The 26599-nt window shown below is 65.9% G+C and carries 24 protein-coding genes and 1 pseudogene; 13 read left to right on the top strand and 12 right to left on the bottom strand.

Annotated features, from left to right (window positions below; genetic code table 11):
- Nucleotide 1: 1 nt before the first annotated feature.
- Nucleotides 2-925 carry a LysR family transcriptional regulator gene (locus tag CXQ81_RS19525; protein ID WP_101338249.1) on the bottom strand — a complete coding sequence of 308 codons (924 nt, stop codon included), beginning with the start codon at nucleotides 923-925 and terminating at the stop codon, nucleotides 2-4.
- A gap of 94 nt (nucleotides 926-1019) precedes the next feature.
- Here CXQ81_RS19525 and CXQ81_RS19520 point away from each other — a divergent pair, with 94 nt between their 5' ends.
- Entirely contained in the window at nucleotides 1020-1415 is a 396-nt protein-coding gene (locus CXQ81_RS19520) for a heme-binding protein (RefSeq protein WP_101338248.1), read from the top strand.
- 35 nt (nucleotides 1416-1450) lie between these two features.
- The gene (locus CXQ81_RS19515; RefSeq protein ID WP_101338247.1) at nucleotides 1451-2230 is read left to right on the top strand and encodes an SDR family oxidoreductase; all 780 of its coding nucleotides are present in this window, start codon (nucleotides 1451-1453) and stop codon (nucleotides 2228-2230) included.
- Nucleotides 2231-2237: 7 nt separating this feature from the next.
- Here CXQ81_RS19515 and bamA read toward each other — a convergent pair whose 3' ends face one another.
- The gene (gene bamA / locus CXQ81_RS19510; RefSeq protein WP_101338246.1) at nucleotides 2238-4604 is read right to left on the bottom strand and encodes an outer membrane protein assembly factor BamA; all 2367 of its coding nucleotides are present in this window, start codon (nucleotides 4602-4604) and stop codon (nucleotides 2238-2240) included.
- A gap of 224 nt (nucleotides 4605-4828) precedes the next feature.
- On the opposite strand from bamA, the pseudogene CXQ81_RS19505 reads away from it, so the two are divergent.
- The 3 genes and pseudogenes from CXQ81_RS19505 (at nucleotide 4829) to CXQ81_RS19495 (ending at nucleotide 7343) form a co-directional block, all read left to right on the top strand.
- Nucleotides 4829-5519: pseudogene (locus tag CXQ81_RS19505) on the top strand (response regulator).
- The gene (locus tag CXQ81_RS19500) at nucleotides 5516-6775 is read left to right on the top strand and encodes a HAMP domain-containing sensor histidine kinase (protein ID WP_101338245.1); all 1260 of its coding nucleotides are present in this window, start codon (nucleotides 5516-5518) and stop codon (nucleotides 6773-6775) included. The pseudogene CXQ81_RS19505 and the gene CXQ81_RS19500 overlap by 4 nt, the downstream one beginning before the upstream one ends.
- Before the next feature lie 118 nt (nucleotides 6776-6893).
- Entirely contained in the window at nucleotides 6894-7343 is a 450-nt protein-coding gene (locus tag CXQ81_RS19495; protein ID WP_101338244.1) for a hypothetical protein, read from the top strand.
- A 198-nt stretch (nucleotides 7344-7541) separates the two neighbouring features.
- Here the strand turns inward: CXQ81_RS19495 and CXQ81_RS19490 are convergent, their stop codons facing one another.
- From CXQ81_RS19490 to baeS, 3 genes are read right to left on the bottom strand one after another with little or no spacing between them, the layout of a single operon-like run.
- Entirely contained in the window at nucleotides 7542-7829 is a 288-nt protein-coding gene (locus tag CXQ81_RS19490; protein ID WP_101338243.1) for a barstar family protein, read from the bottom strand.
- A 56-nt stretch (nucleotides 7830-7885) separates the two neighbouring features.
- Nucleotides 7886-8575, bottom strand: coding sequence for a response regulator (locus CXQ81_RS19485; RefSeq protein ID WP_101338242.1), 690 nt, complete (start codon nucleotides 8573-8575; stop codon nucleotides 7886-7888).
- A complete protein-coding gene (gene baeS, locus CXQ81_RS19480) occupies nucleotides 8572-9996 on the bottom strand; it encodes a sensor histidine kinase efflux regulator BaeS (RefSeq protein ID WP_101338241.1) in 1425 nt (474 codons plus the stop codon). Before baeS ends, CXQ81_RS19485 begins: the two co-directional genes overlap by 4 nt.
- Before the next feature lie 114 nt (nucleotides 9997-10110).
- Between baeS and CXQ81_RS19475 the strand changes: the two genes are divergently transcribed.
- Genes CXQ81_RS19475 through CXQ81_RS19465 form a run of 3 tightly spaced genes read left to right on the top strand, consistent with a single transcriptional unit; the run spans nucleotide 10111 to nucleotide 15850 of the window.
- Entirely contained in the window at nucleotides 10111-11313 is a 1203-nt protein-coding gene (locus CXQ81_RS19475) for an efflux RND transporter periplasmic adaptor subunit (protein ID WP_101338240.1), read from the top strand.
- 2 nt (nucleotides 11314-11315) lie between these two features.
- Entirely contained in the window at nucleotides 11316-14456 is a 3141-nt protein-coding gene (locus CXQ81_RS19470; RefSeq protein ID WP_101338239.1) for an efflux RND transporter permease subunit, read from the top strand.
- Nucleotides 14453-15850: an efflux transporter outer membrane subunit gene (locus CXQ81_RS19465; protein WP_101338238.1), complete on the top strand. Its 1398-nt coding sequence runs from the start codon at nucleotides 14453-14455 to the stop codon at nucleotides 15848-15850. The genes CXQ81_RS19470 and CXQ81_RS19465 overlap by 4 nt, the downstream gene beginning before the upstream one ends.
- Nucleotides 15851-15859: 9 nt before the next feature.
- On the opposite strand, the gene CXQ81_RS19460 is transcribed toward CXQ81_RS19465, so the two are convergent.
- Nucleotides 15860-16636: an NAD(P)H-dependent oxidoreductase gene (locus CXQ81_RS19460; protein ID WP_101338237.1), complete on the bottom strand. Its 777-nt coding sequence runs from the start codon at nucleotides 16634-16636 to the stop codon at nucleotides 15860-15862.
- A gap of 85 nt (nucleotides 16637-16721) precedes the next feature.
- Between CXQ81_RS19460 and CXQ81_RS19455 the strand changes: the two genes are divergently transcribed.
- Nucleotides 16722-17615: a LysR family transcriptional regulator gene (locus tag CXQ81_RS19455; RefSeq protein WP_101338236.1), complete on the top strand. Its 894-nt coding sequence runs from the start codon at nucleotides 16722-16724 to the stop codon at nucleotides 17613-17615.
- A gap of 6 nt (nucleotides 17616-17621) precedes the next feature.
- Here CXQ81_RS19455 and CXQ81_RS19450 read toward each other — a convergent pair whose 3' ends face one another.
- From CXQ81_RS19450 to CXQ81_RS19425, 6 genes are all read right to left on the bottom strand, one after another.
- Nucleotides 17622-18560, bottom strand: coding sequence for a LysR family transcriptional regulator (locus tag CXQ81_RS19450; RefSeq protein WP_101338235.1), 939 nt, complete (start codon nucleotides 18558-18560; stop codon nucleotides 17622-17624).
- A 58-nt stretch (nucleotides 18561-18618) separates the two neighbouring features.
- Nucleotides 18619-19593 (bottom strand): quinone oxidoreductase, encoded by a 975-nt coding sequence (locus CXQ81_RS19445; RefSeq protein WP_101338234.1) that lies wholly within the window; start codon nucleotides 19591-19593, stop codon nucleotides 18619-18621.
- A gap of 182 nt (nucleotides 19594-19775) precedes the next feature.
- Nucleotides 19776-20990 (bottom strand): pyridoxal phosphate-dependent aminotransferase, encoded by a 1215-nt coding sequence (locus tag CXQ81_RS19440; protein ID WP_101338233.1) that lies wholly within the window; start codon nucleotides 20988-20990, stop codon nucleotides 19776-19778.
- Nucleotides 20987-21625: an RraA family protein gene (locus tag CXQ81_RS19435; RefSeq protein ID WP_101338232.1), complete on the bottom strand. Its 639-nt coding sequence runs from the start codon at nucleotides 21623-21625 to the stop codon at nucleotides 20987-20989. Before CXQ81_RS19435 ends, CXQ81_RS19440 begins: the two co-directional genes overlap by 4 nt.
- The gene (locus CXQ81_RS19430) at nucleotides 21622-22281 is read right to left on the bottom strand and encodes an RraA family protein (RefSeq protein ID WP_081002297.1); all 660 of its coding nucleotides are present in this window, start codon (nucleotides 22279-22281) and stop codon (nucleotides 21622-21624) included. The genes CXQ81_RS19435 and CXQ81_RS19430 overlap by 4 nt, the downstream gene beginning before the upstream one ends.
- Nucleotides 22274-22945, bottom strand: coding sequence for an RraA family protein (locus CXQ81_RS19425; protein WP_101338231.1), 672 nt, complete (start codon nucleotides 22943-22945; stop codon nucleotides 22274-22276). The genes CXQ81_RS19430 and CXQ81_RS19425 overlap by 8 nt, the downstream gene beginning before the upstream one ends.
- Nucleotides 22946-23050: 105 nt before the next feature.
- Between CXQ81_RS19425 and CXQ81_RS19420 the strand changes: the two genes are divergently transcribed.
- The 4 genes from CXQ81_RS19420 to CXQ81_RS19405 all read left to right on the top strand — a co-directional run bounded on the left by CXQ81_RS19420 (nucleotide 23051) and on the right by CXQ81_RS19405 (nucleotide 26582).
- Nucleotides 23051-23959, top strand: a complete 909-nt coding sequence (locus CXQ81_RS19420; protein ID WP_101338230.1) for a LysR family transcriptional regulator — start codon at nucleotides 23051-23053, stop codon at nucleotides 23957-23959.
- A 120-nt stretch (nucleotides 23960-24079) separates the two neighbouring features.
- Nucleotides 24080-24898 carry an alpha/beta fold hydrolase gene (locus CXQ81_RS19415; protein ID WP_101338229.1) on the top strand — a complete coding sequence of 273 codons (819 nt, stop codon included), beginning with the start codon at nucleotides 24080-24082 and terminating at the stop codon, nucleotides 24896-24898.
- A gap of 55 nt (nucleotides 24899-24953) precedes the next feature.
- On the top strand, nucleotides 24954-25331 hold the full coding sequence (locus tag CXQ81_RS19410) for a VOC family protein (RefSeq protein WP_101339444.1): 378 nt from the start codon (nucleotides 24954-24956) through the stop codon (nucleotides 25329-25331).
- 117 nt (nucleotides 25332-25448) lie between these two features.
- Nucleotides 25449-26582, top strand: coding sequence for an MFS transporter (locus CXQ81_RS19405; protein ID WP_101339443.1), 1134 nt, complete (start codon nucleotides 25449-25451; stop codon nucleotides 26580-26582).
- The last annotated feature ends 17 nt before the right edge of the window (nucleotides 26583-26599 follow it).

Here is a 26599-nt window from a genome sequence, read left to right as displayed (position 1 = left end):
TTTAGCGGTTGTCGCGCCCGAGGGACTGCTTCCAGTCCCGCAGCACCTCGATCAGGGCGCGCAGCTTGGGCGGGACGTGCCGGCGGTTGGCGTAGTACAGCCACATGGCCGGCAGCGGCTGGCAGGTGCCGGGCAGGACTTCCACCAGTTGGCCGCTGTCGAGGTCGGCGGCGATCCGTTCGCGAATGAACACATGGGCAATGCCCACGCCGGCGCGGGCGGCCTCGATCACCGCCTGAGTGTCGGTGCTGATGAAGCGCCCGGGCACATCCAGCTTCACCTCGTGCTGGCCGTCGTGCAGCTGCCATTTGTGCATCTGCCCGCTGCTGGGAAAACGAAAGCGCACACAGGAATGCTGGTGCAGCTCGTCGATGCTGCGCGGCGCCGGGTGGCGCGCCAGGTACTGCGGGCTGGCCACCAGGGCGCATTGCAGCGGCGGGGTGATCTGCACCGCGTGCATGCCCGGGTGCAGGGCGTCGGCCAGGCGGATGCCGGCGTCGAGCTGTTCCTTGACGATGTCCACCAACTGATCTTCGTAGCGTATTTCCAGGGTGACCCTGGGGTAGCGCTGGAAGAAGTCCTCGAGCAGCGGGGCGACGATCAGGTGCTTGGCCATGTGCAAGGCACTGATGCGCAGATGCCCTGAGGGCTCGCCCTGGGTTTCCCCCAGCTCCTCCCTGGCCTGCAGCAGGCTGCGGTAGCCGGCTTCACTGCCTTGGTGAAAACGCTGGCCGCTTTCCGTCAGGCTGACGCCGCGGGTAGTGCGATGGAACAGTTTGGTCTGCAGTTCGCTTTCCAGTTGGTTGATGGCCAGGCTCACGGCCGCCGGGGTCACGCCCAGCACGGCGGCGGCGCGGGTGAAGTTGCCGGTCTCGACCACCGCCATGAAGAGGTGCAGCCCGGCCAGTGGATCGCGTCGGCTCATTGTTAGGAATACTTAATAGTCTTGTAGGGAGAATGTGGATTCTCTTAAAGCTACGAGCTTCATAGACTCTTTTCAACCGCAAAGGAGTCCTGCCATGCACTGGCCCGTCACCCTCAAACCCGCCCGGCAGATGCTCGACAAAGGCATCGCCAAAGCCCTGCAGATGCAGCTGTCGGTGTGCATCGCCATCGTCGATTCGGGCAGCAATCTGCTGGCGTTCGTGCGCATGGACGACGCCGTGCCGGGGGCGATCGACCTGGCCCAGCGCAAGGCCCGGACTTCGGCGCTGTTCCGGACCGCCAGCGCCGAACTCGGTGCCTTGTCCGGGCCGGGGCAGTCGTTGTGGTCGATCGAGCAGAGCAACGGCGGCTTGACCAGCTTTGCCGGTGGCCTGCCCATCGTCGATCAGGCGGGGCGCTGCCTGGGCGCCATCGGCGTCTCCGGTGGCACCGCGGTTGAAGACGACATCATCGCCCGGGCTTGCCTCTGAGCCCTGGCCCCCGACATTCTCCTGGAGAACCCAAGATGAGCAAAAAACGTATTCTGGTCACCGGCGCCGGTTCGGGCTTTGGCCGTGCGGTGGCGCTGCGCCTGGCAGCCAACGGCCATGAAGTGATCGCCGGGGTGCAGATCACCCCGCAGGTCACCGAACTGCGCGAACTCGCAGCCAGCCTGGACCTCAAGCTGCGGGTGGAGAAGCTCGACATCACCTCGGCCCGCGACCGGGCCCATGCCTGGCAGTGGGACATCGACGTGCTGCTGAACAACGCCGGCGACGCCGAGACCGGCGCCATAGCGGAAATCCCGGTGGATATCCTGCGTTCCCAGTTCGAGACCAACGTGTTCGCCAACCTGGAGCTGACCCAGGGCTTCGTGCGGCAGATGGTCGAGCGGCGCAAGGGCAAGATCGTCTTCGTGTCGTCGATCGCCGGCCTGCTCACCGGGCCCTTCACCGGCGCCTATTGCGCCTCCAAGCATGCCCTGGAGTCCATCGCCGAGGCCCTGCACATGGAGCTGGCGGAGTTCGGCATCCAGGTCGCGACCATCAACCCCGGGCCGTATTCCACCGGCTTCAACGACCGAATGATGGAAACCTGGAAAAGCTGGTACGACCCGCAGAAACACTTCACCGATCACTCCGGGCTGAAGTTCCCCTTCGAGCAATACGATCCCGAGGAAATGGTGGCGAAAATGGTCGAGGTGGTGGAGGCGGATGGTGGGGCTTTCAGGAACCTGCTGCCGGCGCACTTCGTCGACATCGTCAAGCAGGACCAGCAGGACGCCTGGACGCGCCAGCAGTCCTGAGGCCGGTTCAAAAGGTCTGCCCCATGGAGAACTGGAATACCTGGGTGTCGGCGTTGTCGGGTTTGCGCACCGGGTACGCCAGGTTGAAGCTCAAGGGGCCGAGCGGGCTGTACCAGGTCACGCCGACTCCCACCGAGCTGGCCATCTGGGCGAGGTCGACGCCGTCGCAACCCTGGGTGGTGCTCAGGTAGCACTTGTCCGAATAGACGCTGCCGACGTCCCAGAACACCGAGGTGCGCACCGACTTGTTGTCCTTGATGAAGGGCATCGGGAACAGGTATTCCACGCCTCCGGTGATCAGGATGTTGCCGCCCAGGGCGTCGGTGTCGCGGTCGGAGTAATACGCCTGGCCGGCGCTGGCATAGGTACCGGTGGCGGGGGTGTTGCGCGGGCCCAGGGTGCCGCTTTCGAAGCCGCGCACCGAGCCTTCGCCGCCGGCGGTGTAGTTCTCATAGAAGGGCAGGCCGTCGGTCGAGCCGTAGCCGTTGCCATAACCGAGCTTGGTATGGAAACGCAGCGAGGTGGCGCTGCTGAGCGGCAGGAAGGCCTGCCCGCTGTAGTCGAGCTTGTAGAAACTCAGGTCGCTGCCGGGCACCGTCAGCGTCAGGTTGAGGCTCTGCGAGTGCCCGCGGCTGGCCAGCACACCGCGGTTGAGGGTCGATTCCGACCAGCCGAGGTTGGCCTTGAAGTTGGTGAATTCCTTGCCCTCGCGCTCGATGAAGTCGTAGATCTCGTCGGCGCTGTAGGTGCCCGGCTCGATGCTGTCGTGTTGCACGGTCAGGCCGAAGTTCAGACGCGAGGTTTCGTTGATCGGATAGCCCAGCGAGGTGCCGGCGCCATAGCTGTTGATGGAGTAGTAGGAGACGCCGTCATCGTAGTAATCGTTGTAGTCGGTGCTGCTGTAGAACAGGTTGTAGCCCAGGCTCACGCCGTCCGGGGTGAAGTAGGGGTTGGTGAAGCCGAAGTTGTACTTGCTTTGGTATTCCGAGCGGGTCAGGCCCAGGCTGGTGTAGTTGCCGGTCCCCAGGAAGTTGTTCTGGGTGATGGAGCCGCCGAGGATCAGACCGGAGCTCTGGGCAAAACCGACACTGGCGGTAATCGAGCCGGAAGCCTGCTCTTCAACCGCGTAGTTGACGTCTATCTGGTCGTCGACCCCGGGCACGGCCGGGGTCTCGACATTGACCTCCTTGAAGAATCCCAGGCGCTCCAGGCGAGTCTTGGACTGGTCGATCAGGTAGGTCGATGCCCAGCCGCCTTCCATCTGGCGCATTTCCCGGCGCAGTACCTTGTCGTCGGTCTTGGTATTGCCGCGAAAGTTGATGCGGTTGGCGTAGGCGCGCTTGCCTGGGTCGACCACGAAAGTGATATCGACGGTGTGATCCTCGTCGTGGGGCTGTGGTACACCGTTGACGTTGGCGAAGGTGTAACCGTCGTTGCCCAGCCGGCGGGTGATCAGCTCGGACGTGCTGGTCATCAGTTTGCGCGAGAACACCTGGCCCTTTTCCACCAGCAACAGCGACCGGACCTGCTCTTCAGGCACCTTCAGCTGGCCGCTGAGCTTGACCTCGCGAACCGTGTATTTCCGGCCTTCGTTGATGTTGACCGTGATGTACACGTACTTCTTGTCAGGGGTCAGGGAAACCTGGGTCGAGGCGATGTCCATGTTGATGTAGCCGCGGTCCAGGTAATAGGAGCGCAGGCGCTCCAGATCGCCGGAGAGTTTCTCGCGGGCGTACTTGTCGTCGTTCCTGAAGAAGGACAGCCAGTTGCTGGTCTTGAGCTGGAACTGATCGGTCAGCTCCTGCTGGGTGAACACCGTGTTGCCCACCACGTTGATGTGCTGGATGGCGGCCACGCTGCCCTCGTCGATGCCGATCTTCAGTTGTACACGGTTGCGCGGCTGCGCCAGTACTTCGGCGTCGACCGTGGCCGAGTAGCGACCCTGGGCGACATATTGGCGTTGCAGTTCGTTGCGCACGCCTTCCAGGGTGGCGCGCTGGAAGATCTCGCCTTCGGCCAGGCCGGATTGCTTGAGGCCTTTCATCAGGTCGTCGGTGGAAATCGCCTTGTTGCCTTCTATGACGATGCCGGAGAGCGACGGTCGTTCGACCACGGTGATGATCAGCACGTCACCGTCGCGCCCCAGTTGGATGTCCTGGAAGAAGCCGGTCTTGAACAGGGCGCGGGTGGATTCCACCAGACGCTGGTCATCGACTTCGTCGCCGACGTTCAGCGGCAAGGCGCCGAACACGCTGCCGGCGGAGACCCGTTGCAGTCCGTTGATCCGGATATCGGAGATTTTGAAACCTTGGGCGTGGGCCAGAGTGGCATTGAGCAGCAGCGCAACCGAGCAGAGCAGGCGCGAAAAATTCATCGGGATCTTTTCCAGGACACATCGACAAGCAGCGCAGGCGCGTTTGAATGACCCGCCGCAGACGGGACAACCCACAGCGGCCTGGCGGGTGGAGGTCAAGCATAAGAGTGCGGGGTGTTTGGTGCGGTTAACCGAATGTCAAGTTAGGTAAAGGTTGGGCCTGGGGCGATGACGCTGCATGGCGCGCAGGGGATAATGCGCCGGTGCCCTTTCAAGAGTTCGCCATGATTTGCGTATTGCTCGTCGACGATGACCAGGAACTGACTGGCATGCTCATCCAGTACCTGGAGCGTGAAGGTTTTGCGGCGACCGCCGTGCACTCGGGCGAGGAGGGCGAGGCCCAGGCGCTTTCCGGAGGCTATGACATCGTGGTGCTGGACGTGATGCTACCGCGCCTGTCGGGCATCGAGGTGCTTCGGCGCATCCGTGCCAGCAGCCAGATCCCAGTGGTGTTGCTCACCGCCCGTGGTGACAACATCGACAAGATCACCGGCCTGGAACTGGGCGCCGACGACTACGTGCCCAGTGCCCAAGCCCAGCTCGCCGGGCGAACTGGTGGCGCGCTTGCGGGCGATCATGCGCCGGGTGCAGCCGGCCGAGCCGCCGACCAAGGAGGTGATCAGGACCGGCACCCTGGCCCTGTGGCCCGGCAAGCGCCAGGCCCAATGGCAGGGCGGCGAGCTGGAGCTGACCAGCACCGAGTTCAGCCTGCTCGAAGAGCTGGCCCGTTGCGCGGGGCAGGTGGTGAGCAAACAGGACCTGTCGCTCAAGGCCCTGGGGCGTCCCTTGACCCGCTACGACCGGCGTATCGATGTGCATATCAGCAGCATTCGCCAGAAGCTTGGCCCGCGCCCCGACACCAAGGCCTGGATTCAGAGCGTGCGTGGCCTGGGCTACCTGTTGATCGCCGGATGATGAAGCCCAGCCGGCTGTTCTGGAAACTGTTCCTGGCTTTCTGGCTGGCCACCAGCCTGACCTTCCTGGTCGGGCTGGGCATCCTGCTGCTGGGCAGCTTCGTTCCCGGAGATCCGCATCTGGAAGCGATCCTGGCCAGCGAGGAGCAGTTGCTGCAACAGTACGGCATCGATTCCGGCAGGCAGCTGTTGACGGTCTGGCAGCACCCGCCGGACCAGGCCATTGGCGTCTATGACAGCAGCGGCCAACTGTTGGCCGGATCGCCAGTCGCGCACCTGGCCTATGAAAAGACGCTGGTCAGCAAGGAAGGGCTCAGGCTTTCGCTCAGGTCTTCCTTGGTGCCTGGCGATCACCGCCGACCGCCGGGGCGTTTGATTCCGCTGTTGATCGGTACGCTGATGAGCGCGCTGTTCAGTGCTTACATGGCCTATTACCTGGCCTGGCCACTGGCCTATCTGCGACGGGCGATGGGCGACGTCGCCCAGGGGCGTTTCGAGACCCGGGTCAAGCCGATGATGGGCTCGCGCCGCGATGAAATCGTCGACCTGGCCGAAGACTGCGACCGCATGGCCAATCAGTTGAAACTGTTGGTGGAGGCCCAGCAACATCTGCTGCATGACATTTCCCACGAACTGCGCTCGCCCTTGACCCGCATGCAGGCGGCCATTGGCCTGTTGCAGCAGGACCCGGTACGCCAGGAAATGCTTGGGCGCATCGAGCGCGAGTCGGAGCGCATGGACACGCTGATCGAAGCGCTGTTGACCCTGGCGCGCCTTCAGGGCCGGCCCGAGAGCATCGAGAGCGAGCCGCTGGATATCATCGAGTTGCTGGCGGTGATAGTCGAAGACGCGCGGTTCGAGGCAGGCATGAAAAGCTGTCAGGTCAGTCTGCAGGCCTGTCCGGATTTTGTCAGCCGGTGCAACGGCGAGCTGCTGTATCGCTGTTTCGAGAACGTCATTCGCAATGCGGTGCGCCATACCGCGGCGGGAACCGGGGTCCAGGTCAGCGCGCGCAGCGATCTGCCCGGCCAGTGCCTGATCGTGCGCATCATCGACCAAGGCCCTGGCGTCGAAAGCACGCGCTTGCAGAGTATTTTTCAGCCGTTCGAGCGTGGCCCGGGCGAGGCGGCCAGCGGTTTCGGCCTGGGCCTGGCGATCGCCGCCAGGGCTGTGGAGCTGCACGGTGGCAGCATCGAGGCCCACAACGAGCCGGGCACCGGGCTGGCCGTGGCGATCCGCCTGCCTCGACGGGCCTGATCTTTACACGAAATTACACTGCCTTGACGGCCCTGTACGTCGCCCCTCAGTAGACTTGCGGCTCAAGCGTACTTCAGCGTTTTTGCTGTTCTGGCGGGGCCATTGAGTGGAGGTGGCGATGTTTCTGGTGCATAAAAAGGGATTCGTTTCCGGCAAGAAAATGGTCGATGGGCTGGTGCCCTACGACTTCTTCTGTGAGGACAATCCGGCCATCAACCTGTTCGTGTTCACCGGTTCCAGCGCCCCCGGCAAGGTGGTGGAGGAGCAGACACTCTGGGGGTTCACCCGTCTGGAGCGTTTCGAGGCGCTGACCCGGACCCTGGTGTTGAACAAGAAGGGCCAGGGCTGGTTTCAAACGGTCAACGTGCTCACGGGCCCCGCGCAGAATGGCACCCAGAGCCTGAAGTTCCAGCGGGTGCTGAAGATCATCAAGCATGCCGACCCCTCGGGACGCGTCGCCAGCAAGGTGGAGTACGAGATCCACACCGACGAAGGCGATACCTATTTCACCCGCCGGCCCGCGGCCACCAACAGCGGAAAGACTGTCATCTATGCAGCGGATTGCTGACTTCTGAAGGGATGCGGGGCTGGCGTGCTCCTGTAGAAGTAGGAGCGAGGCTTGCCCGCGATGGCAATAGATCAGGCGGCGCCGGTCCGCCGGATCGTCACGGCCGTACCGGCCGATCGCAGCCTTCGGCAGCGGCTACAGGTGTGCGGTCGGTCGACACTCGATTGCCCGGACTGTGCCGGGCCACAAGATCACCGCCTAGCCGAACCTCACTCCTGCCGCGAGTTGCGGGTACTGGTTTTTCATTTCGTCCAGGCATTGCCGCAGCAGCCGGGCATCCCTCGGCAAGCGCGTGGCCAGATCGTCCCAGCCATGGAATTTCAGCTGCACGGGCATTTCCACCAGGCCGCTGATGGCGTCCCAGAAGGCGTCCCAGTTGGCGCCGTACCCATTGGGGAAGCCCAGGGCCTCGCGCAGGGTGGCGTGCAGTTCGGCGGTGCTGGTCACCGCGTTCAGGTCAATGTCCAGCCGCTGGAGTCGGGGCATGTTGTGCGCCTTCGAAATTCTCGGCTGCGCAGGATACCCCGGCTTGGCGCGATTGCTCAGCCCGGCAGCGCGCCCAGTTCGAGTTTGTAACCCACTCCGTACAACGACTGGATCGGGTCTTCCCCGGGGCAGGCCTGGGCCAGTTTGCGCCGCAGGTTGCGCACGTGACTGTCGACGGTGCGGTCGGTCACCACCCGGTGGTCGGAGTACAGGCGGTCGAGCAACTGGTCGCGGGAGAACACCCGGCCAGGGGCGGCAGCCAGGGTCTTGAGCAGACGCAGCTCCACCGGGGTCAGGTCCAGGGCGATACCGTCGAACGAGGCGCGGTAGCGCTCTTCGTCGATCTGCAGGCGGGCCTGTGCGAGTGCCGTCAGTTGCGGGCTGCGGCGCAGGATGGCCTTGACTCGGGCCACCACTTCACGCGGGCTGAAGGGCTTGCAGATGTAGTCGTCGGCGCCCAGGTCGAGGCCCAGCAGGCGGTCCACTTCCTCGACCCGGGCGGTGATCATGATGATCGGCACTTCGCTGAACCGCCGCAGCTCCTGGCACACCTCCAGGCCGTCGCGCCCGGGCAGCATCAGGTCGAGCAGGATCAGTCGCGGCCGGTGGGCGCGTACCGCTGGCACCACGTCCAGGCCGTTGTCCAGGCTCAGGCTGGGGTAGCCGGCGGCATCCAGGTAGTCGCGCAGCAAGGCGGCGAGTTTCGGTTCGTCTTCGACGATCAGGATCGGTTGTCCGGTGCTCATGCTTCAGCCTTGCCGGGCAGGCGCAGGGTCAGCCACAGGCCGCCCAGGGGCGAGTGATCGGCGTCGAGGCTGCCGCCGTGGGCCAGGGCGATGCTGCGACAGATCGCCAGGCCCAGGCCGGCGCCGCCGCTGGCGCGGTTGCGCGAGGCCTCGCCACGGTAGAAGCGCTCGAACAGCCGCGGCAGTTGTTCGGCGTCGACCCCGGGGCCGGAGTCGATGAAATCGACCCGCAGGTTATCGCCCTCGACGCAGGCGCGGATGCGCAGCTGGCCGCCGGTATCGGTGTAGCGCAGGGTGTTTTCCAGCAGGTTGGCGAACAGTTGTTGCAGGCGCTTGGGGTCGGCGTCCAGCTGCATCGGCCGCTCCGGCAGTTTCAACTCGACCTCAAGCCGTGCGGCCTGGCAGCGCTCCTGGAACATCGCCACGCTGGCCTGCAGCAGCTCGTTGAGCGAGCACTCGCTCTTGCGGTAGGTGAGGGCGCCGACGTCGGCCAGGGACAGCTCGTACAGGTCGTCCACCAGCTTGCTGAGCATGCCCACTTCGTTTTGTAGCGATTGCATCGAGTGCCGGTCGAGCTTGCGTACGCCGTCCTCGATGGCCTCCAGTTCGCCACGCAACACCGACAGCGGGGTGCGCAGCTCGTGGGAGACATCGGCCATGAATTCGCGGCGCATCTGTTCGTTGCGCTCCAGGGTGTAGGCCAACAGATTGAAGTCGCGGGCCAGTTGGCCGACTTCATCGTTGGAGGCCACGGCCACCCGGTTGCTGTACTCCCCGGCAGCCAGGCGGTGGGTGGCCGCGGCCACGCGCTTGACCGGGTCGAGCAGGGCGCGCGAAATCCACCAGGCAATCAGCATCGCCAGCAGCAGCGAGGCCACGCCCACCGCCAGGCTGGTGCGCAACTGGTACTGGAAGAAACGTTCGCCGCCGGCTTCGCTGACACTCTGGAACGGCGATACCGCCAGCCAGCCGACCGTGCTGCCGGCCACCTCGATCGGCCGCAGCAGGGCATCGTCGGCGATCGCCGCATAGCCGATCACCAGCTGCTTGTCGCGGTCCAGCAGGGCAATGCGAAACAGCGCGCCGGTCAGGTCCGAGGTCAGCGGCAGTTTCAGCTTGCGGATCTGCGATTGCTCTTTGGGTCCCGGGCGCATGATGTCGAACCAGCGGTCGGGGTTGTCGCGGATGAATTCCCAGTCACCTGCCTGCGCGTAGGCCTGGGCCAGGCGCGGCAGCACTGGCTCCATGCGTTGCAGCGCCTGTTCGTTGAGGTAGCCGAGGAAGCCGCGGCCGAAGCTCCAGCCGGTGGCCAGGCCCATGCTCAGGATGACGAATAGCACGCTGGCCAGGACGGCGCCGAACAGTTTGGTGGAGATACTCAGTTTCATGGGCTCGCGCGGCTGGAGGAATGGCCCGCTCATTTAGGCCCCGGCGCGGCAAAGATTCAAGGTCGCCGGGTAATCTTCAATTTTCCTGCACATTTGCTTCGCAGCATGGCGGACAGGCACAAGCCATCCCGTTTTGCAGAGGCATTTATGTCGACCAAACTTTTCGCCAAATCCCTGGTGACCGCCGCGGTCATCGTTTCCCTGATGCTGCTGTTGGTGTTGAGCGGTTGTTCGCCAGCGGCGCCCGAAGCCGCCGCCGAGGTCCCCAAGGTCTCGGTGATCACCGTGCAGCCGCAAAGCCAGGCCCTGAGCACCGAGCTGGCGGGGCGCACCCAGGCGTTCCTGGTGGCCGAGATCCGCCCCCAGGTCGGCGGCATTGTCCAGAAGCGGCTGTTCGTCGAAGGCGCCGAAGTCAAGGCCGGGGACAGCCTCTACCAGCTGGATGCCGCCAGCTACAAGGCGGCCCTGGCGGAAGCCCAGGCCACCCTGGCCAAGGCCCGCGCCACCCTGAAGTCGGCCCAGGCCACCGCTACCCGCGATGCCCAACTGGCGAAGATCGATGCCATCAGCCAGCAGGACAACGAAGACGCCCAGGCCAGCCTGTTGACTGCCCAGGCCGATCTGCAGGTGGCCCAGGCCGGCGTCGAGACGGCGCGCATCAACCTGGCCTATACCCGCATCGGCTCGCCCATCGGCGGGCGCATCGAAACCTCCACCGTGACTCCCGGGGCCCTGGTGGTGGCCAACCAGGACGCGGCGCTGACCACGGTGCAGCAACTGGACCCGATCTATGTCGATGTCACCCAGTCCACCACCGAGCTGCTGCGCCTCAAGCGCGACCTGGCCAGCGGCGCGCTGCAAGGCAACGCAGCGGATGAAATGCCCGTCAGCCTCAAGTTCGACGACGGCAGCACCTATGCTCATGAGGGCCGCCTGAAGTTCAGCGGGGTCAGCGTCAGCCAGGGTACCGGCACCGTGACCCTGCGTGCCGTGTTCCCTAACCCGGAGCGCCTGCTGCTGCCGGGCATGTACGTGCGGGCGGTGCTGGAGCAGGCCCGCGACGAACAGGCGATCCTGATTCCGCAACGGGCAGTGAGCCGTAGCGCCAGTGGCATGACCTCGGTGCTGGTGGTGGTCGAAGGCAAGGTCGAGCAACGCCAGGTGACCATCGACCGCGCGGTGGGCAACCAGTGGTGGGTGACGGCCGGCCTCAGCGCTGGTGATCAACTGATAGTCGAGGGCGGGCAGAAGGTCCGGGTTGGCGCCGCGGTGGTGGCGCAGAACAACGGCACCGGTACCCGCAGCCGTGTGCCGCAGGCACCGTCCACCGCCCTGGCGCAGGAGGGTTGAGCATGGCGCGTTTCTTTATCGACCGACCGATTTTTGCCTGGGTCATCGCCATCGTCATCATGCTCGCCGGGGCCTTGTCCATCAGCCAGTTGCCCCTGGAGCAGTACCCGGACATCGCGCCGCCGACGGTGCGGATCTCCGCCACCTACACCGGTGCCTCGGCCAAGACCGTGGAAGACTCGGTGACCCAGGTCATCGAGCAGCAGCTGACCGGCCTGGACAACCTGACCTACATGTCGGCCACCAGCAGCTCGGCGGGCAGCGCCAGCATCAACCTGACCTTCGCCGCCGGCACCGACCCGGACGTGGCGCAGATGCAGGTGCAGAACAAGCTGCAGCAAGCCGAGTCGCGCCTGCCTCAGTCGGTGCAGAGCGAAGGCCTGACCGTGACCAAGGGCGGTTCGGACTTCCTGATGATCGCCGCCCTGGCCTCGGACGACGAGAGCGTCACCGGCACCCAGATCGGCGACTACATCTCCAGCACCTTGCTTGACCAGATCAGCCGGATCGATGGCGTCGGCGAGGTGCAGACCCTGGGCTCGGGCTACGCCATGCGCATCTGGCTGGACCCGGCCAAGCTGGAGAAATATGCCCTGATGCCGTCCGACGTCAGCGCGGCCCTGGAGGCGCAGAACACCGAAGTCTCCGCCGGGCAGTTGGGCGCCATGCCGGCGGTGCCCGGGCAGCAACTGAACGCGACCATTACCGCGCGCAGTAAGCTGCAGACCGAGGACGAGTTCCGCAATGTGGTGGTCAAGTCGTCCAGCGACGGCGCGGTGGTGCTGCTGAGCGATGTGGGGCGAGTCGAACTGGGCAGCGAAAGCTATGACATGAGTTCGGCGCTCAATGGCCGGCCTGCTTCGGCCATGGGCATCAAACTGGCGACCGGGGCCAACGCCCTGAGCGTCGGCGACGCGGTCAAGGCCAAGCTCAAGGAACTGGAACAGTTCTACCCGGCGCAGATGCAACTGAAGAACGTCATCGCCTACGACACCACGCCCTTTGTCAGCCTGTCCATCGAGGAGGTGGTCAAGTCCCTCGGCGAAGCCATCGTCCTGGTGGTGCTGATCATGTTCCTGTTCCTGCAGAACTTTCGGGCCACGCTGATCCCGGCGATCACCGTGCCGGTGGTGCTGCTGGGTACCTTCGGCGTGTTGGCGCTGCTCGGCTATTCGATCAACACCCTGACCATGTTCGCCATGGTTCTGGCCATCGGCCTGCTGGTGGACGACGCCATCGTGGTGGTGGAGAACGTCGAGCGGGTGATGGTCGAGCAAGGGCTGCCGCCCCTGGAGGCCACGCGCCAGTCGATGGCGGAAATCACCAGCGCGTTGATCGGCATCGCCCTGGTGCTCAGCGCGGTGTTCATTCCCATGGCGTTTTTCGGCGGTTCCACCGGGGTTATCTACCGGCAGTTCTCGGTGACCATCGTCTCGGCCATGCTGCTCTCGGTGCTGGTGGCGATGACTCTGACCCCGGCGCTGTGCGCGACGTTGCTCAAGCCAACCGATGCCCAGGGGCATGGACCGCAGCGTGGTTTCTTCGGCTGGTTCAACCGCCATTTCGAGCGCAGCGCCCAGGCTTATCAGCGGCTGGTCGGCGGCATCCTGCAACGCAGCCGTAGCAGCCTTCTGCTGTACGGGGTGCTCCTGCTGGTCATGGGTGTCGGCTATGTCAATCTGCCGACTTCGTTCCTGCCGGACGAAGACCAGGGCACCCTGATGGCGCAGATCCAGCTGCCGGTGGGCGCCACTGACAGTCGCACCCAGGCGGTGATGAAACAGTTCGAGAGTTACATGCTCGAACAGCCGGAGGTCGAGGCTTTGATCAGCATCAGCGGCCTGGGCATGGGCGGCAACAGCCAGAACACCGGCCGCGCCTTTATCAAGCTCAAGGACTGGAGCCAGCGCCTGGGCGCCGGCCAGGACTCGGCGTCGATTGCCCAACGCGCGACCCTGGCGCTGGCGAGCATCGGCGATGCCAATGTATTCGTCATGCAGCCGCCGGCGGTGCGCGGCCTGGGGCAAAGCTCGGGCTTCGACCTGCAGCTCAAGGACCTCGCCGGCCTGGGCCACGACGCCCTGGTGGCGTCTCGCGAGCAGTTCATTCAGCTGGCGCAGCAGGACCCGCGCCTGCTCGGGGTCCGCAGCAACGGCCTGGACGACACGCCGCAGCTCAAGGTCAGCATCGACGATCGCAAGGCCGGAGCCCTGAGCCTGAGCACCAGCGACATCAACAGCACCCTGTCCACGGCACTGGGCGGCACCTACGTCAACGACTTCCTCAACCAGGGTCGGGTGAAGAAGGTCTATGTGCAGGGCGAGGCCGCGGCGCGGATGCAGGCGCAAGACCTGGACCATTGGTTCGTGCGTAACGCCAACGATGAAATGGTGCCGTTCTCGTCCTTCGCCAGCAGCGCCTGGAGCTACGGTTCGCCGTTGCTCGAACGCTACAACGGCATCTCCTCCCTGGAGGTGGTGGGCGATCCGGCGCCGGGGGTGAGTTCCGGGGTGGCCATGGACGTGGTCGAGTCCATCGTCAAGCAACTGCCCGAGGGTATCGGCTATGAGTGGACCGGGCAGTCCTATCAACTGCGCCTGTCCGGCTCCCAGGCGCCGTTGCTCTACGGGATTTCGATTCTGTTCGTGTTCCTTTGCCTGGCGGCCTTGTACGAAAGTTGGTCAGTGCCGTTCTCGGTGATGCTGGTGGTGCCCCTGGGCGTGGTCGGGGCGGTGCTGGCGACCCGGTTCAGTGGGCTGAGCAACGACGTGTACTTCCAGGTGGGGCTGTTGACCACCGTGGGGCTGTCGGCGAAGAACGCGATCCTGATCGTCGAGTTCGCCAAACACCTGCAAGAGCAGGGCGCCAGCCTGCTGGAGGCGACCCTGACCGCGGTGCGCCAGCGCCTGCGGCCGATCCTCATGACTTCTTTGGCCTTTATGTTTGGCGTGCTGCCCCTGGCCTTGAGCTCCGGCGCCGGTTCGGCCGGACGCCGGGCCATCGGCACCGGGGTGCTGGGCGGCATGTTCAGCGCCACGGTGCTGGGGATCTTCTTCGTGCCGCTGTTCTTCGTGCTGATCCGTCGCCGCTTTACCCGTGCTTCCACCCCCTCCACTCAACCCGCTGCAACAGGTGACGCATGATCAATTTTCGTTGGGCCCTGGTGCCTGCCCTGGCGCTGTTCGGTGGCTGCATCAATCTGGCGCCCGAGTACCAGCGCCCCGAGGCGCCGGTTGCCGAGCAATGGTTGCCGGGCAGCAAGGCATCCACCGGGGAGGCCGCCGCCGATATCCATTGGCAGCAGTTCTTCACCGACAGCCGCCTGACGCGCTTGCAGGCCCTGGCCCTGGCCAACAACCGCGACCTGCGCCTGGCCAGTCTGAATATCGAAAAGGCCCAGGCGCAGTACCGCATCCAGCGCGCGGCGCTGTTCCCGGCGATCGATGCCGGGGTCAGCGGCACCCACAGCCGCACGCCGGGCTCGACATCCGGCACGGGCGTGGCCAGCACCAGCCATGACTACAGCGCGCAACTGGGCCTGAGCAGTTACGAGCTGGATGTATTCGGCCGGTTGCGCAACCTCAAGGACGAGGCGCTGGAAGACTACCTGTCGCTGGCCGAAACCCGGCGCAGCACGCAGATCAGCCTGGTGGCCGAGGTGGCCACGGCCTGGCTGACCCTGGCGGCGGACAACGAGCTGTTGCACCTGGCCCAGGAGACCCTGCGCAGCCAGCAGGCGACCTACGAGCTGACCCAACGTAGCCATGCGTTGGGCGGTTCCTCCGGACTGGCCCTGGCCCAGGCGCAGACCACCGTGGAGTCGGCCCGCGGCGATGCGGCGGTGTACGCCAGCCAGATCCTCCAGGACCGCAACGCGCTGCGCCTGCTGGTGGGCAGCGAGATCCCCGACGAACTGCTGCCCGGCGCCAGCCTGCAATCGGCGGCGCTGCTGGTGCGGGTGCCGGACGAGTTGCCGTCCAGCCTGTTGCAACGCCGTCCCGACGTGCTGGCGGCGGAACATACGCTGAAGTCGGCGAACATCGATATCGGCGCGGCGCGGGCGGCGTTCTTTCCCAGCATCAGCCTGACCGCCAACGCCGGCTCGGCGAGTTCGGCGCTGTCAGGGTTGTTCAAGGCCGGCAGCGGCGCCTGGACCTTCGCCCCGAGCATCAGCCTGCCGCTGTTCGACGCCGGCAGTAACCGTGCGACCCTGGACGCGGCCAAGGTCGAGCGCGAGATCCAGGTGCAGACCTACCAGCAGACCGTGCAGAGCGCCTTCAAGGAAGTTGCCGATGCCCTGGCCGAACGCAGCACCCTGGCTGAACGCCTGGACGCCCAGCAGGCCCTGACCGACGCCAGCCGCAAAAGCTTCGAACTGGCCGACGCGCTGTATCGCGGTGGCTCGCAAAGCTACCTCGAAGCCCTGGACGCCCAGCGTTCGCTGTACAGCGCGGAGCAGGACCTGATCAGCCTGCGCCTGACCGAGCAGAGTAACCGGGTGACCCTGTACAAGGTGCTGGGCGGCGGCTGGCAGTGAGCGCACGGCCTATATCAGGTGGGCGGCGAAGCCTTGCTGGCCGGTGGCGATCTCCGGCTGCAAGGTAAGCTCCGGGATCCGGTAGGCGCCGGCGTTCTGTGGGCGGAAGGCGATGGGCGCGGATTGTTGCAGCTGGTCGAGGCGCTGCCCGAGCTGGTCGCAGATCGTGGCGAAACGCGCCGCGTCGATGCGCCCGGTGCGGTAGATCACGAAGGGCGGCAGCACGTCGAAGCCCGGGTAATAGAGGATGCCGTGGTGGATCGGGAACAGCAGGTCGTCCATCGGCCCGTTGATGCCCCGCGGGCCATAGTGGGATTCCCAGCCGCCGGCGCTGACGATCAGCATCGCCCGCTTGCCGGCCAGGGTGCCTTCGCCGTAGCGATCGCCCCAGCGCGCATCCGAATGCTCGCCCACGCCATAGGCGAAACCATAGGCGTAGACCCGTTCCACCCAGCCCTTGAGAATCGCCGGCATGGAGAACCACCACAGGGGAAATTGCAGCAGCACGGTGTCGGCCCAGAGCAGTTTTTCCTGCTCGCGGGCGATGTCCGCCGACTGCCGGCCTTCTTCGAAGGCGCGCTTGGAGTCCAGGGACGGATCGAAGCGGCTGTTGTCCGCCCGGCCCAGGCTGTCGTCGGCATCCAGCGGCGCCTTCCAGTTCATCGCATACAGGTCCGAAACCTGGACCGCGTGGCCGGCGGCCTGCAGGCGCTTGATCGTGAAGTCCTTGAGCGAGCCGTTCAAGGAGCGGGGTTCGGGGTGGGCATACACCAGCAGTACATTCATCACAGGGTCTCCAATGTCGGGAGACAGCAGGATCGGTCGCTGCCAGGTATATTGGAAATGAATATCCAATATTCCAGGTATTGTCGTGAATAATTTAAGGCGCTTGGACATCAACCTGCTGCTGACCCTGGATGTGCTGCTCGCCGAGCACAACGTGACCCGCGCGGCGCAACGCCTGAACCTGTCGCAACCCTCGGTCAGCGTGCATCTGGCCAAGCTGCGGGAGATTTTCGGCGACCCGTTGTTGCTGCCAGGGCCGCGGGGTATGCGGCCCACTGCCAGGGCCGACGAATTGCGCGAGCCGTTGCGCCGGGCGCTGGAAGCATTGGAGCTGGCGGTGTCGCCGGCCAGCCCGTTCGACCCGGGCGCGGCGGCCAATACCTGGAGCGTATCGGCGTCCGACTACGGCGAGTCGACGGTGATCCTGCCGGCGCTGGCCGGCTTGCGCGCGGCGGCCCCCGGAACCCGGCTGGCGGTGCTCGAACTGGAGCCGGGGCGTCTGGTCCAGCAGGCTGAGCAGGGCATCATCGACCTGGCCCTGCACACCAGCGAGGACTCGCCGCCGGGGCTGCGCCGCCGCGTGCTGTTCAGCGAGCGTTACGTGCTGACGGGCCGCGCGGGCCATCCACGCCTGCAACGACGCCCGAGCCTGGCGCAGTTCGCCAAGCTGGAACATGTGGTGGTGTCGCCCGATGGCGGCGGTTTCCAGGGTGTCACCGACAGCGCGCTGGGCGAGGTGGGCCTGACGCGCCGGGTGGTGCTGTCGGTGCCGCATTTTCTGTTTGTCCTCTCGGCGCTGGCGAGCACCGACCTGGTGGCGATGCTGCCGTCGCGCCTGGTGCGCGACAACCCGGCGCTGAAGGTGGTCGAGCCGCCGCTGGAAGTCCCGGGTTATGACATGGCCATGCTCTGGCACGAGCGCTGCCACCGCGACCCGGCCCATCAATGGCTGCGGGAGTTCATCGTCGCTTCGCTGTGAACGCTGCTACGGCTCTTCCCTGGCCGGCGTTTCCCAGGGCGCGCCCTGGGCAAAGCGCGCCTCGATCCAGTGCTTGAAGGCCTGGGTGGTGGCGCTGCTGAAACGCGCTGACGGGCGCAGCAGGAAGATCCCCGAGTCGCTGTCCAGCTGCCACTGCGGCAGCACCCGGACCAGATGCCCCGAGGCCAGGTCCTGGTTCATCAGCCAGTCGCCGCCGGCAAGAATGCCGACGCTCGCCCGGGCCGCGGCGAGCAGCGCTTCGTTGTCGTTGCTCTGCAAGGTGCCGTGGATACGCACGGTTTCCAGCCGGCCCTGGCGGGTCAGCCGCCAGTCGGGCCAGGAACGCAGGCCGGTAAAGCCCAGGCAGTTGTGGCTGGCAAGATCGGCGGGCAGCCGCGGTTCGCCATGGCGTTGCAGGTAGTCGGGCGACGCGCAGAGGATGCGCCGGTGCGCACAGAGTTTACGCGCCACCAGCTGGCTGTCGGCCAGTTCGCCGATGCGGATCGCCGCGTCGAAACCTTCGCCGACGATGTCGACGAAACGGTCCGAATATTCGGTCTCCAGCGTCACCCCGGGATGGGCCAGGGCGAATTCTGCAAGGATCGGGCTGAGCCAGCGTCGGCCCATGGCGGCCGGCAAGGCCAGGCGCAGGCGCCCGCGGATCTGCGCGGCGCCCTGGGAGGCTTCGTGTTCGGCTTCGCTGATCAGGCCCGCCGCCTGCCGCAAGCGCTCCACTAACCGCGCGCCTTCGTCGGTGAAGCGCAATTGCCGGGTTGTGCGTTGCACCAGGCGAATGCCCAGGCGGCTTTCCAGTGCCGCCAGGCGCTTGGACAGCACCGAAGGGTGGCGCTGCAAGGCACGCCCGGCGGCGGCGAAAGAGCCGTGCTCGAAGAGCGCCATCAAGGTGGCGAGTTCATCGGCCTGTCGGCTGTCGAACGGATCCATGTGCCTGGGCTGCCTCGTTGTGCGGCCAAATGGCCGGAAGGAACGGAAAGGATCGGCCTCAAGGTATCAGCACAATGGCGCCTTGCGCGCGTCCGTCGTGCAGGTCGGCGTGGGCCTGGGCCACGTCGGCCAAGGGATAACGCTGCCAGATCCGCGGCTGGATGATACCCGCGGCGAAGGCGTCCAGCACATCGGCGGCGCGCATCTGGTATTCGCTGGCGCTGGCGGTGTGGGCGGCGAGGGACGGGCGGGTGAGAAACAGCGAGCCCTTGGCGTTGAGCGTGCCGACCTGCACCGCCTCGGGAGCGCCCGACGCCGTGCCGAAGGACACCAGCAGGCCGCGTGGACGCAGGCTGTCGAGGGAGGCTTCGAAGGACACCCGGCCGATCGGGTCGTACACCACATCGACCTTGTGCCCTTGAGTGACCTCGACGACCTGTCGGGCGAGGGTCGCGGCGTCGAACACCAGCACCTCGTCGCAACCGGCGGCCCGGGCCCGCTCGACGCTTTGCGCCTTGGAGACGACGCCGATGACCGTGGCCCCCAGGTGCTTGGCCCAAGGCACCATCAACTGGCCCAGGGCCCCGGCGGCGCCATAGATCAGCACCCGGGTGCCAGGGCCGACGGGGTAGGTGGTCTTGAGCAGGTACTGGGCGGTGATGCCCTTGAACAGCAGGGCCGCGGCGGCGTCCGAGGCCAGCGCCGGCGGCAGCTTGACCAGGCGCTCGGCCGGGTACAGGCGGGCGCTGGCATACGCGCCGAGGGGCCCGGTGGCATAGGCGACGCGATCACCCACCTGGACCTGGGTGACGCCGGGACCAATCGCCTTGACCAGCCCCGCGCCTTCCAGCCCGAGCCCGCAGGGCAGGGCAACCGACACCGCGCCGCTGCGCTGGCTGAGGTCCAGCGGATTGACGCCGATGGCCGTCTGCTCCAGCCAGACCTCGCCGGCACCGGGCGCCTGGGTTTGTGCCTGTTCGAACTGCAGGACCTGAGGGGCGCCGACTTGGTGAAGCTGTACGCGGGTGACCATGCTCGATCTCCTTGGAAGCTTTGCGGTAGGAAGCTGGGTGTAGGAAACGAGGATAGGGCTACGCTCCATGATCAACAATCCGGCCTGTTTGCATTTGACTGCTGCATGTGGTGCAGCAGTTGACAGGAAAATCTCGGCGCGTGGCCGGGATTTCCAGGGGCAATGCAGGCGCTTTCGCGACGCTACAGCACGGCGCCGCAGAAGCGGCGGATGGCCTCGCAGGCCTGGCGCAACGATCGATCGTCCAGGGCATAGGCGATGCGAATGTAGGGGCCCAGGCCAAAGGCGCTGCCATGCACCACCGCGACATCGGCTTCGTCGAGCAGGGCATGGGCCACGTCCTCGTCGCTGGCCAGTAAACGCCCGCCGGGCGAGGTGCGCCCGATCAGCCCGGCGCAGCTGGCGAAGGCATAGAACGCCCCGGCCGGCCGGGCGCAGTGCAGCCCGGGTGTGTCGTTGAGCAACTCGACCATCAGGTCGCGGCGGCGCTGGAACGCCGCGCGGCTGTGCTGGATGAAGTCCTTGGGGCCGCTCAGCGCGGCCAGCGCCGCCTGCTGGGAAATGGCGCTGGCGCCGGAGGTCTGTTGGCCCTGGAGTTTTTCCATGGCGTCCAGCAGCCAGCGCGGACCGGTGGCGAAACCGATGCGCCAGCCGGTCATGGCGTAGGCCTTGGACACACCGTTCATGGTCAGGGTGCGCGCGGCCAGGCGCGGCTCGACCTGGGCCAGGGTATGGAACGGCTGGTCATCGAAGATCAGGTGCTCGTAGATGTCGTCCGCCAGGATCAGCACCTGCGGCTGGGCCAGCAGCACCTTGGCCAGGGCCTGGAGTTCGTCGCGGCTGTACACCGCGCCGGTCGGGTTGGAGGGCGAGTTGAGGATCAACCAGCGGGTCCGCGGATTGATTGCCGCGGCCAGGGCCGCCGGGGTCAGCTTGAAGCCGCTCGCGGCGTCGCAGGTGACGATGTTCGGCGTGCCGCCGCACAACTGGACCATTTCCGGGTAGCTGACCCAGTAGGGCGCCGGGACTATCACTTGATCGCCGTCGTTCAAGGTCGCGGCCAGGGCGTTGTAGATCACTTGCTTGCCACCATTGCTGACGATGCTGTCCTGCCAGCCTGCTTCCAGGCCGTTTTCGTCGCGGAACTTGGCGGCCACCGCTTCGCGCAGCGCACGCACGCCGGCCACCTGGGTGTAGCGGGTATGGCCGCTCTCGATGGCCTGGATGGCGGCCTGGCGTACGTGCTCGGGGGTGTCGAAGTCCGGCTCGCCGGCGCACAGCGAGATGATCTGCGCGCCTTGTGCCCGGCGTTCCGCCACCCGGTCCATGATGCGGTAGGTCGCCGAAGGCCGGGCACTGGCCAGGCGCTGGTTGAGGCGCTGGATATCGTTACTCATGCACGGCTTCTCCACTCGGTCAGGTTCATCAGTTCCAGGGTCGAGCGGCCTTCGCTCAGCGCCTGCATCATCTGCGCTTCCTTGTGGGCGCGGGCCTCGCCTGCGGCCAGGGTGCGGGCGGCGTCGGCCTGGGGAATGACGATCACGCCGTCATCGTCGGCCACCAGCAGATCGCCCGGCGCGACCCAGGCACCATTGAAATTGAACGGACGACCCACCGAGGGCGCGCTGGCCTTGAGGGTGCCCTTGACCGAGATACCGCGGGCGAAGACCGGGAACCGGCGCTTTTTCAGGGCGGCGATATCGCGCACGCCGCCGTCGATCACCAGCCCGACCACGCCGGCCGCTTCGGCGGCCACGGTGAGCACTTCGCCCCAGTAACCGGCGATGAAATTGTCGGTGCCCACCACCAGCACGCTGCCGCGGGGCACCCGTTCCATGGCCAGGTGCAGGGCCAGGTTGTCGCCCGGTGAGCATTGCAGCGGGTAGGTCGGGGCGGCGATGAAGGCGCCGTCCCAGACCGGACGGATCGCGCTGTCGACGGCGCAGGGCAGGTGCGAGGCTTCATACAGCGTCGAGCTGCCGAGTACTTTGGCCCGCTCGTGGAAGTCGAGGGGCAGGGGGAGCGTGGTCATCGGACTTGCCTCTGCAGATGGTGGTAACCCAGGGCGGCCCGGGCTTCCTTGAGGGTCTTGCCTTGATCGATCAAGGCACGGATATCGGCTTCGACCGCTTCGATCTGCCGGGCACAGGCCGCCACTTCGGCGGCGCGGGCGCGGGGCACCACCACCACGCCGTTGGCGTCGGCGACCACGATGTCGCGGGCACAGACCCGGGCGCCGCCGATGGACACCGGCTGGTTCACCGACTGCACTTGCACCCGATCCTTGCCGGTGCGCATGAAGCGGCCCTGGCTGAACAGCGGATAGCCGTCGCCCAGGGCCTTGCCGACATCGCGGCAGACACCGTCGATCACCGTGGCGGCGATCCGTCGGCTGCCGGCGTACTGGGTCATGATGTCGCCCCAGACGGTGCAGTCGGTGCGGCCGCCGTTGGCAATCACCACCACGTCGCCCGGGGCCACGTCGTCGATGAAGTCACCGACGGTGCCGGGTGGCACGCTGGCCGAGACGTACTGCACGGTGAACGCCGGGCCGACCACCACCTGGCGGTAGTTGTCCAGCGGCGCTATGCCAAGGCACTGGCCGGGCAGGCCGAGCTTGTCCAGGGCATCGGAGACGCCGGGGGTATCCAGGCCGGCGAACAGCTCGACCAGTTGCTGATCATTCATGTGCGTGCTCCACCGCGATGGCTTCGAACTGGCGGTCATGCATCACCTCGGCGACCGAGCGGCCAGCGCGCACCGCCTCGACCATGGCGTGCTGGCGACGGTCGATGCGCTCGCCCAGGTCGAGGACTTTTTCGATATGCCGGGCGGCGACAAACACCGTGCCGCAGCGGTCGGCGATCACGTAGTCGTCTTCGCTTACCTGGACCCCGGCAATCTGCACCGGCACGCCGGCGTCGAGCTGGATCACCCGGTTGCGCGCGCTGATCATGGTCACGCCACGGCCATAGACCGGGTAGCCGATGGCGGCGCTGCCGTCGATGTCACGGCTGCAGCCGTCAATCACGCTGCCGCGGATCCGTTTGTGGCGCGCCGCGTTGGCGAGGATGTCGCCCCAGCAGGAAATGCCTTCCAGGCCGCCGGCGATCACCAGGATGCGATCGGCGCTGGCGATCCGTTCGACCACCGGGGAAATCAGGTGCACGGTCGGTGCGCTGTCGGTCTTGGCGCCCAGCAGCACGGTGCTGGCGCGGCCGACGATCTTCGGGCAGTCCCACAACGGCCGCAGGCCGACGGTGGCGCCGGGCAGGCCGAGGAAATCGAGGGCGTCGGACACCGTGTTGGTGTCCAGCGCCGCCAGGCGATCAAGCAAGGTGGCAGTGCTCATGGGGTAACCCCTGTGGTGACGGAGGGCCCCAGTGTCGATGAGCGCATTTGATAGGTATATTACGAATCAAGTAAGCCTTGCATACGAAAAACCTATGGTGCCGCCATGATCAATTTTCGCTTGATTCGTCATCTCTGGCTGTTCCTGGCAGTGGCCGAGGAACAGAACTTCAGCCGCGCCGCCAAGCGCCTGGGCATGTCGCAACCGCCGCTGACCGAGCAGATCCAGGTGCTGGAGCAGGCCCTCAAGGTCAAGCTCTTCGACCGTTCGCGCCGGGGTGCCAAGCTGACCCCGGTGGGCCAGGCCATCCTGCCGGCGGTGCGCAAGTTCGCCGAGCAGCTGGAGCGCCTGGAGCTGGCCGTGCACGAGGCGGTGGCGGGGCAGTCGGGGGTGCTGACCATCGGCGCCATCACCACGGCGATGCTCGACGTACTGCCGGCGCTGATCGAGAAACTGAAGGCCCGGTATCCGCAGCTCACGGTGTCGGTGCGGGAGATCGACAGCGTCGAGGCAATCCCGGCCCTGGAGGCCGGCGACATCGACCTGGCCTTCGCCCGCGTGGAAGGCGAGCTGGGCAGCAGCGTACGCTCGATTGCGCTGACCGAGGATCGCCTGGCGGTGGCGCTGCCCAGCGACCATCCATTGGCCGCGCGTTCGCGCATCAGCCTGGCGAGCCTGGCGGGCGAGCCGCTGGTGCTGTCGTCGCGCAAAGTCAGCCCGATGTATTTCGACAACCTGATCGCCACCTGCCGCGCCAGCGGCTTTTCCCCGCGGGTGTTGCACGAGGTACGTTCGGTGGCTTCACAGATCGCCTTTGTCAGTTGCGGGCAGGGCATTGCCCTGGTGCCGGCGTCCTTGAAAAAGGTCGCGCCGAGCAATGTGGTGCTGCGCCCGCTGAGCCAGCGGCTGAACGTGGTCACCACCGCGCTGGCCTGGAACCCGACGCGCACCAACCCGCTGGTGGAGGAACTGGTGGCGCAGTTCCAGGGCAAGGGCCGGGTCAACGTTCCATAGGTTTGCCGTATGGATGCCTTCTTGAATCCGGAATTTACATAAGTCCCGCGTCCCCGGAGAGTGCGCGATGCACCGGCCGTCACCGTCTGCCGGCGGCGATTCGTCAAAGGAGCGTTCAACGTGGCTGCGCAAGCAGAATTCATCGCTACACAGGTGCCGCTGACCGTGCAGGGCGTCGAGCTGAGTATCGCCAGCCTGCATCGCGCCGGCGAGCGGGCGCCGATCCTGTTCCTGCACGGGTTTGGCTCGACCAAGGAAGACTACGCCGACATCGTGCGGCAGGCGGCTTTCGCCGGGCGGCCGTTCGTGGCCTACGATGCACCGGGCTGCGGCGCCAGCCACTGTGCCGACCTGGGAAAAATCTCCATCCCGTTCCTGCTCGACACCGCGCTGCAGATCCTCGAGCACTTCCAGATCGAGCGCTTCCATCTGGTCGGGCATTCCATGGGCGGCCTGACCGCGCTGATGCTGGCCCATAAGCTTGCGGGGCGGGTGCTGAGCTTCGTCGATATCGAAGGCAATATCGCCCCGGAAGACTGCTTCCTCAGCCGGCAGATAGTCGACTACCCCGAGGCCGACGCCGAGCGCTTCTTCGATGATTTCATCGAGCGCGCCCGACAGGCGCCGGCCTACGCCAGTGCGCTGTATGCCGCCAGCCTGCGGCACAAGGTGCGCCCCGGCGCGGTGCGCGGGATCTTCGAGTCGATGGTCTGGCTCTCGGATCATGGCGAGCTGATGGACACGTTTCTCGGCCTGGGCTGCCCGCGGATGTTCATGTACGGCGAGCAGAATGCCCACCTGTCCTACCTGGCGCATATCCAGGCCCGAGGTGTACAGCTGGCGCAGATCCCGGCCTGTGGCCATTTCCCGATGTATTCCAACCCCGTGGCGATGTGGCAGCACATCGCCGAGTTCCAGGCCGGCGTGCGCGCCGGTTGAAGCCTGTAACCTGCCGCGCTTGCGCTACAGCGTTTTTACGAGGAGCCGCCCCATGCTGATCGATCACCTTGACCATCTGGTCCTGACCACCGTGGACCCCGAGGCCTGCCAGGACTTTTACCTGCGGGTGCTGGGCATGACCCTGGAAACCTTCGGCAACGGCCGCATGGCGTTTCGTTTCGGCAACCAGAAGATCAACCTGCACGTGCGCGGGCAGGAGTTCGAGCCCAAGGCGCATCTGCCGGTGCCGGGCGCGCTGGACCTGTGCTTTATCAGTGCCCAGCCGCTGGAGGCAGTGGTCGCCCATCTGCAGCGGCACAACTGGCCGATCGTCGAAGGGCCGGTGCAGCGTACGGGCGCCACGGGGCCGATCCGTTCGGTCTACGTGCGCGACCCCGACCTCAACCTGATCGAAATCTCGCAATACCTGTAGCGCGCAAACGCGTCGCCCCGTTGGCTCGGGGCCTTGCGCATCCCCATCCCTCTGGCGGCATTAGTCTTGAACGATCATTCACGGTTACCGGGCGTCCCCGGCATTGTTGTCCTGGGGCTGTTGCAGATCCTGGTCTGGGGCGGTTCGTTCTTCCTGATGGCGGTGATGGCCGGGCCGATCATCAAGGACACCGGCTGGGCCAGCCAGTGGGTGTATGGCGCGCTGTCCCTGAGCATCCTCGTCTCGGCGTTGCTGGCGCCCCTGACCAGCCGGCTGATCGCCCGGCATGGCGGGCGCGGGGTGCTGGCCAGCAGTGGCCTGGCGGTCGCCGCGGGTCTGGGTCTGATGGCCGCTTCGACAACACTGGCGATGTTCCTCCTGGCCTGGGTGGTGATCGGCCTGGGCATGGCGCTGGGTTTGTATGAAGCCTTGTTCGCCAGCCTGGGCGCGCTTTATGGCGAGCGGGCGGGCAGCGCGATCACCGGCATCACCTTGATTTCCGGGTTTGCCAGCACCCTGGCATGGCCACTGGTGGCGCTGCTGATCGAGCACATCGGTTGGCGCGCCACCTGCCAGGTGTATGCCGTGCTGCTGGCGCTGACCGTGGCGCCGCTGTACCTGTGGGCATTGCCGCGCGGGCGCGGGTCCCTGGCGAAACAGCAAACCGCCGTTGCTGCCGTGGTCGCGATCGACCGGCGTATTTATGGGCTGCTGACCACGATCTTCGCCCTGGGCGCGGTGATCATGACGGCGATCTCCGTGCAACTGGTTTCCCTGCTGCAGGGCCTGGGATATTCCCTGGCCGCGGCCATTGGTTTTGGCGCGTTGCTGGGGCCCAGCCAGGTAGGCTCGCGGGTGCTGCAAGTATTCGCGCGCAAGCGGCACCCGGTGTGGACTGCCTTGATCTCCGTCACCCTGGTAGCCTCGGGGCTGCTGCTGGTGGCGCTGGCGCCTGGCGCGACGGCGCTCGGCCTGGTGCTTTACGGCGCCGGCAATGGCCTGCGCGCCATCGTTCGCGGCCTGTTGCCGCTGGCCCTGATGTCACCGGCGGACTATGTCCTGCTGATGGGGCGCATGTCACGGCCATCGCTGATCGGCCAGGCCCTGACGCCTCTGGCCGGCGGCTTCCTGTTGCAAGCGCTGGGGGCGGGCGGGGTGCTGGCAACACTCTGCTCGCTGGCGCTGCTGAATGTGTTGTTGGTGGGGTGGTTGATCAGGTTGGTATCACGCGCTCCGCAAAGACCGTCATGACAGTCCTGTTAGTCTGT

This window comes from Pseudomonas sp. 09C 129 (genome assembly GCF_002843625.1).
GTDB lineage: Bacteria > Pseudomonadota > Gammaproteobacteria > Pseudomonadales > Pseudomonadaceae > Aquipseudomonas > Aquipseudomonas chlororaphis.
Note: the sequence above shows the minus strand (reverse complement) of the source record. Positions and strands in the feature narration are given on the sequence as shown.

Coding starts and splice junctions, on each gene's coding strand:
- CXQ81_RS19490 (WP_101338243.1), bottom strand. CDS start 7,829: ATGCCCCGACTCCAGCGGCTGGACATTGACCTGAACGCGGTGACCAGC.
- CXQ81_RS19420 (WP_101338230.1), top strand. CDS start 23,051: ATGATCAATTTTCGCTTGATTCGTCATCTCTGGCTGTTCCTGGCAGTG.
- CXQ81_RS19425 (WP_101338231.1), bottom strand. CDS start 22,945: ATGAGCACTGCCACCTTGCTTGATCGCCTGGCGGCGCTGGACACCAAC.
- CXQ81_RS19440 (WP_101338233.1), bottom strand. CDS start 20,990: ATGAGTAACGATATCCAGCGCCTCAACCAGCGCCTGGCCAGTGCCCGG.
- CXQ81_RS19520 (WP_101338248.1), top strand. CDS start 1,020: ATGCACTGGCCCGTCACCCTCAAACCCGCCCGGCAGATGCTCGACAAA.
- CXQ81_RS19475 (WP_101338240.1), top strand. CDS start 10,111: ATGTCGACCAAACTTTTCGCCAAATCCCTGGTGACCGCCGCGGTCATC.
- bamA (WP_101338246.1), bottom strand. CDS start 4,604: ATGAATTTTTCGCGCCTGCTCTGCTCGGTTGCGCTGCTGCTCAATGCC.
- CXQ81_RS19450 (WP_101338235.1), bottom strand. CDS start 18,560: ATGGATCCGTTCGACAGCCGACAGGCCGATGAACTCGCCACCTTGATG.
- CXQ81_RS19515 (WP_101338247.1), top strand. CDS start 1,451: ATGAGCAAAAAACGTATTCTGGTCACCGGCGCCGGTTCGGGCTTTGGC.
- baeS (WP_101338241.1), bottom strand. CDS start 9,996: ATGAGCGGGCCATTCCTCCAGCCGCGCGAGCCCATGAAACTGAGTATC.
- CXQ81_RS19460 (WP_101338237.1), bottom strand. CDS start 16,636: ATGAATGTACTGCTGGTGTATGCCCACCCCGAACCCCGCTCCTTGAAC.
- CXQ81_RS19500 (WP_101338245.1), top strand. CDS start 5,516: ATGATGAAGCCCAGCCGGCTGTTCTGGAAACTGTTCCTGGCTTTCTGG.
- CXQ81_RS19495 (WP_101338244.1), top strand. CDS start 6,894: ATGTTTCTGGTGCATAAAAAGGGATTCGTTTCCGGCAAGAAAATGGTC.
- CXQ81_RS19445 (WP_101338234.1), bottom strand. CDS start 19,593: ATGGTCACCCGCGTACAGCTTCACCAAGTCGGCGCCCCTCAGGTCCTG.
- CXQ81_RS19470 (WP_101338239.1), top strand. CDS start 11,316: ATGGCGCGTTTCTTTATCGACCGACCGATTTTTGCCTGGGTCATCGCC.
- CXQ81_RS19435 (WP_101338232.1), bottom strand. CDS start 21,625: ATGACCACGCTCCCCCTGCCCCTCGACTTCCACGAGCGGGCCAAAGTA.
- CXQ81_RS19485 (WP_101338242.1), bottom strand. CDS start 8,575: ATGAGCACCGGACAACCGATCCTGATCGTCGAAGACGAACCGAAACTC.
- CXQ81_RS19465 (WP_101338238.1), top strand. CDS start 14,453: ATGATCAATTTTCGTTGGGCCCTGGTGCCTGCCCTGGCGCTGTTCGGT.
- CXQ81_RS19430 (WP_081002297.1), bottom strand. CDS start 22,281: ATGAATGATCAGCAACTGGTCGAGCTGTTCGCCGGCCTGGATACCCCC.
- CXQ81_RS19525 (WP_101338249.1), bottom strand. CDS start 925: ATGAGCCGACGCGATCCACTGGCCGGGCTGCACCTCTTCATGGCGGTG.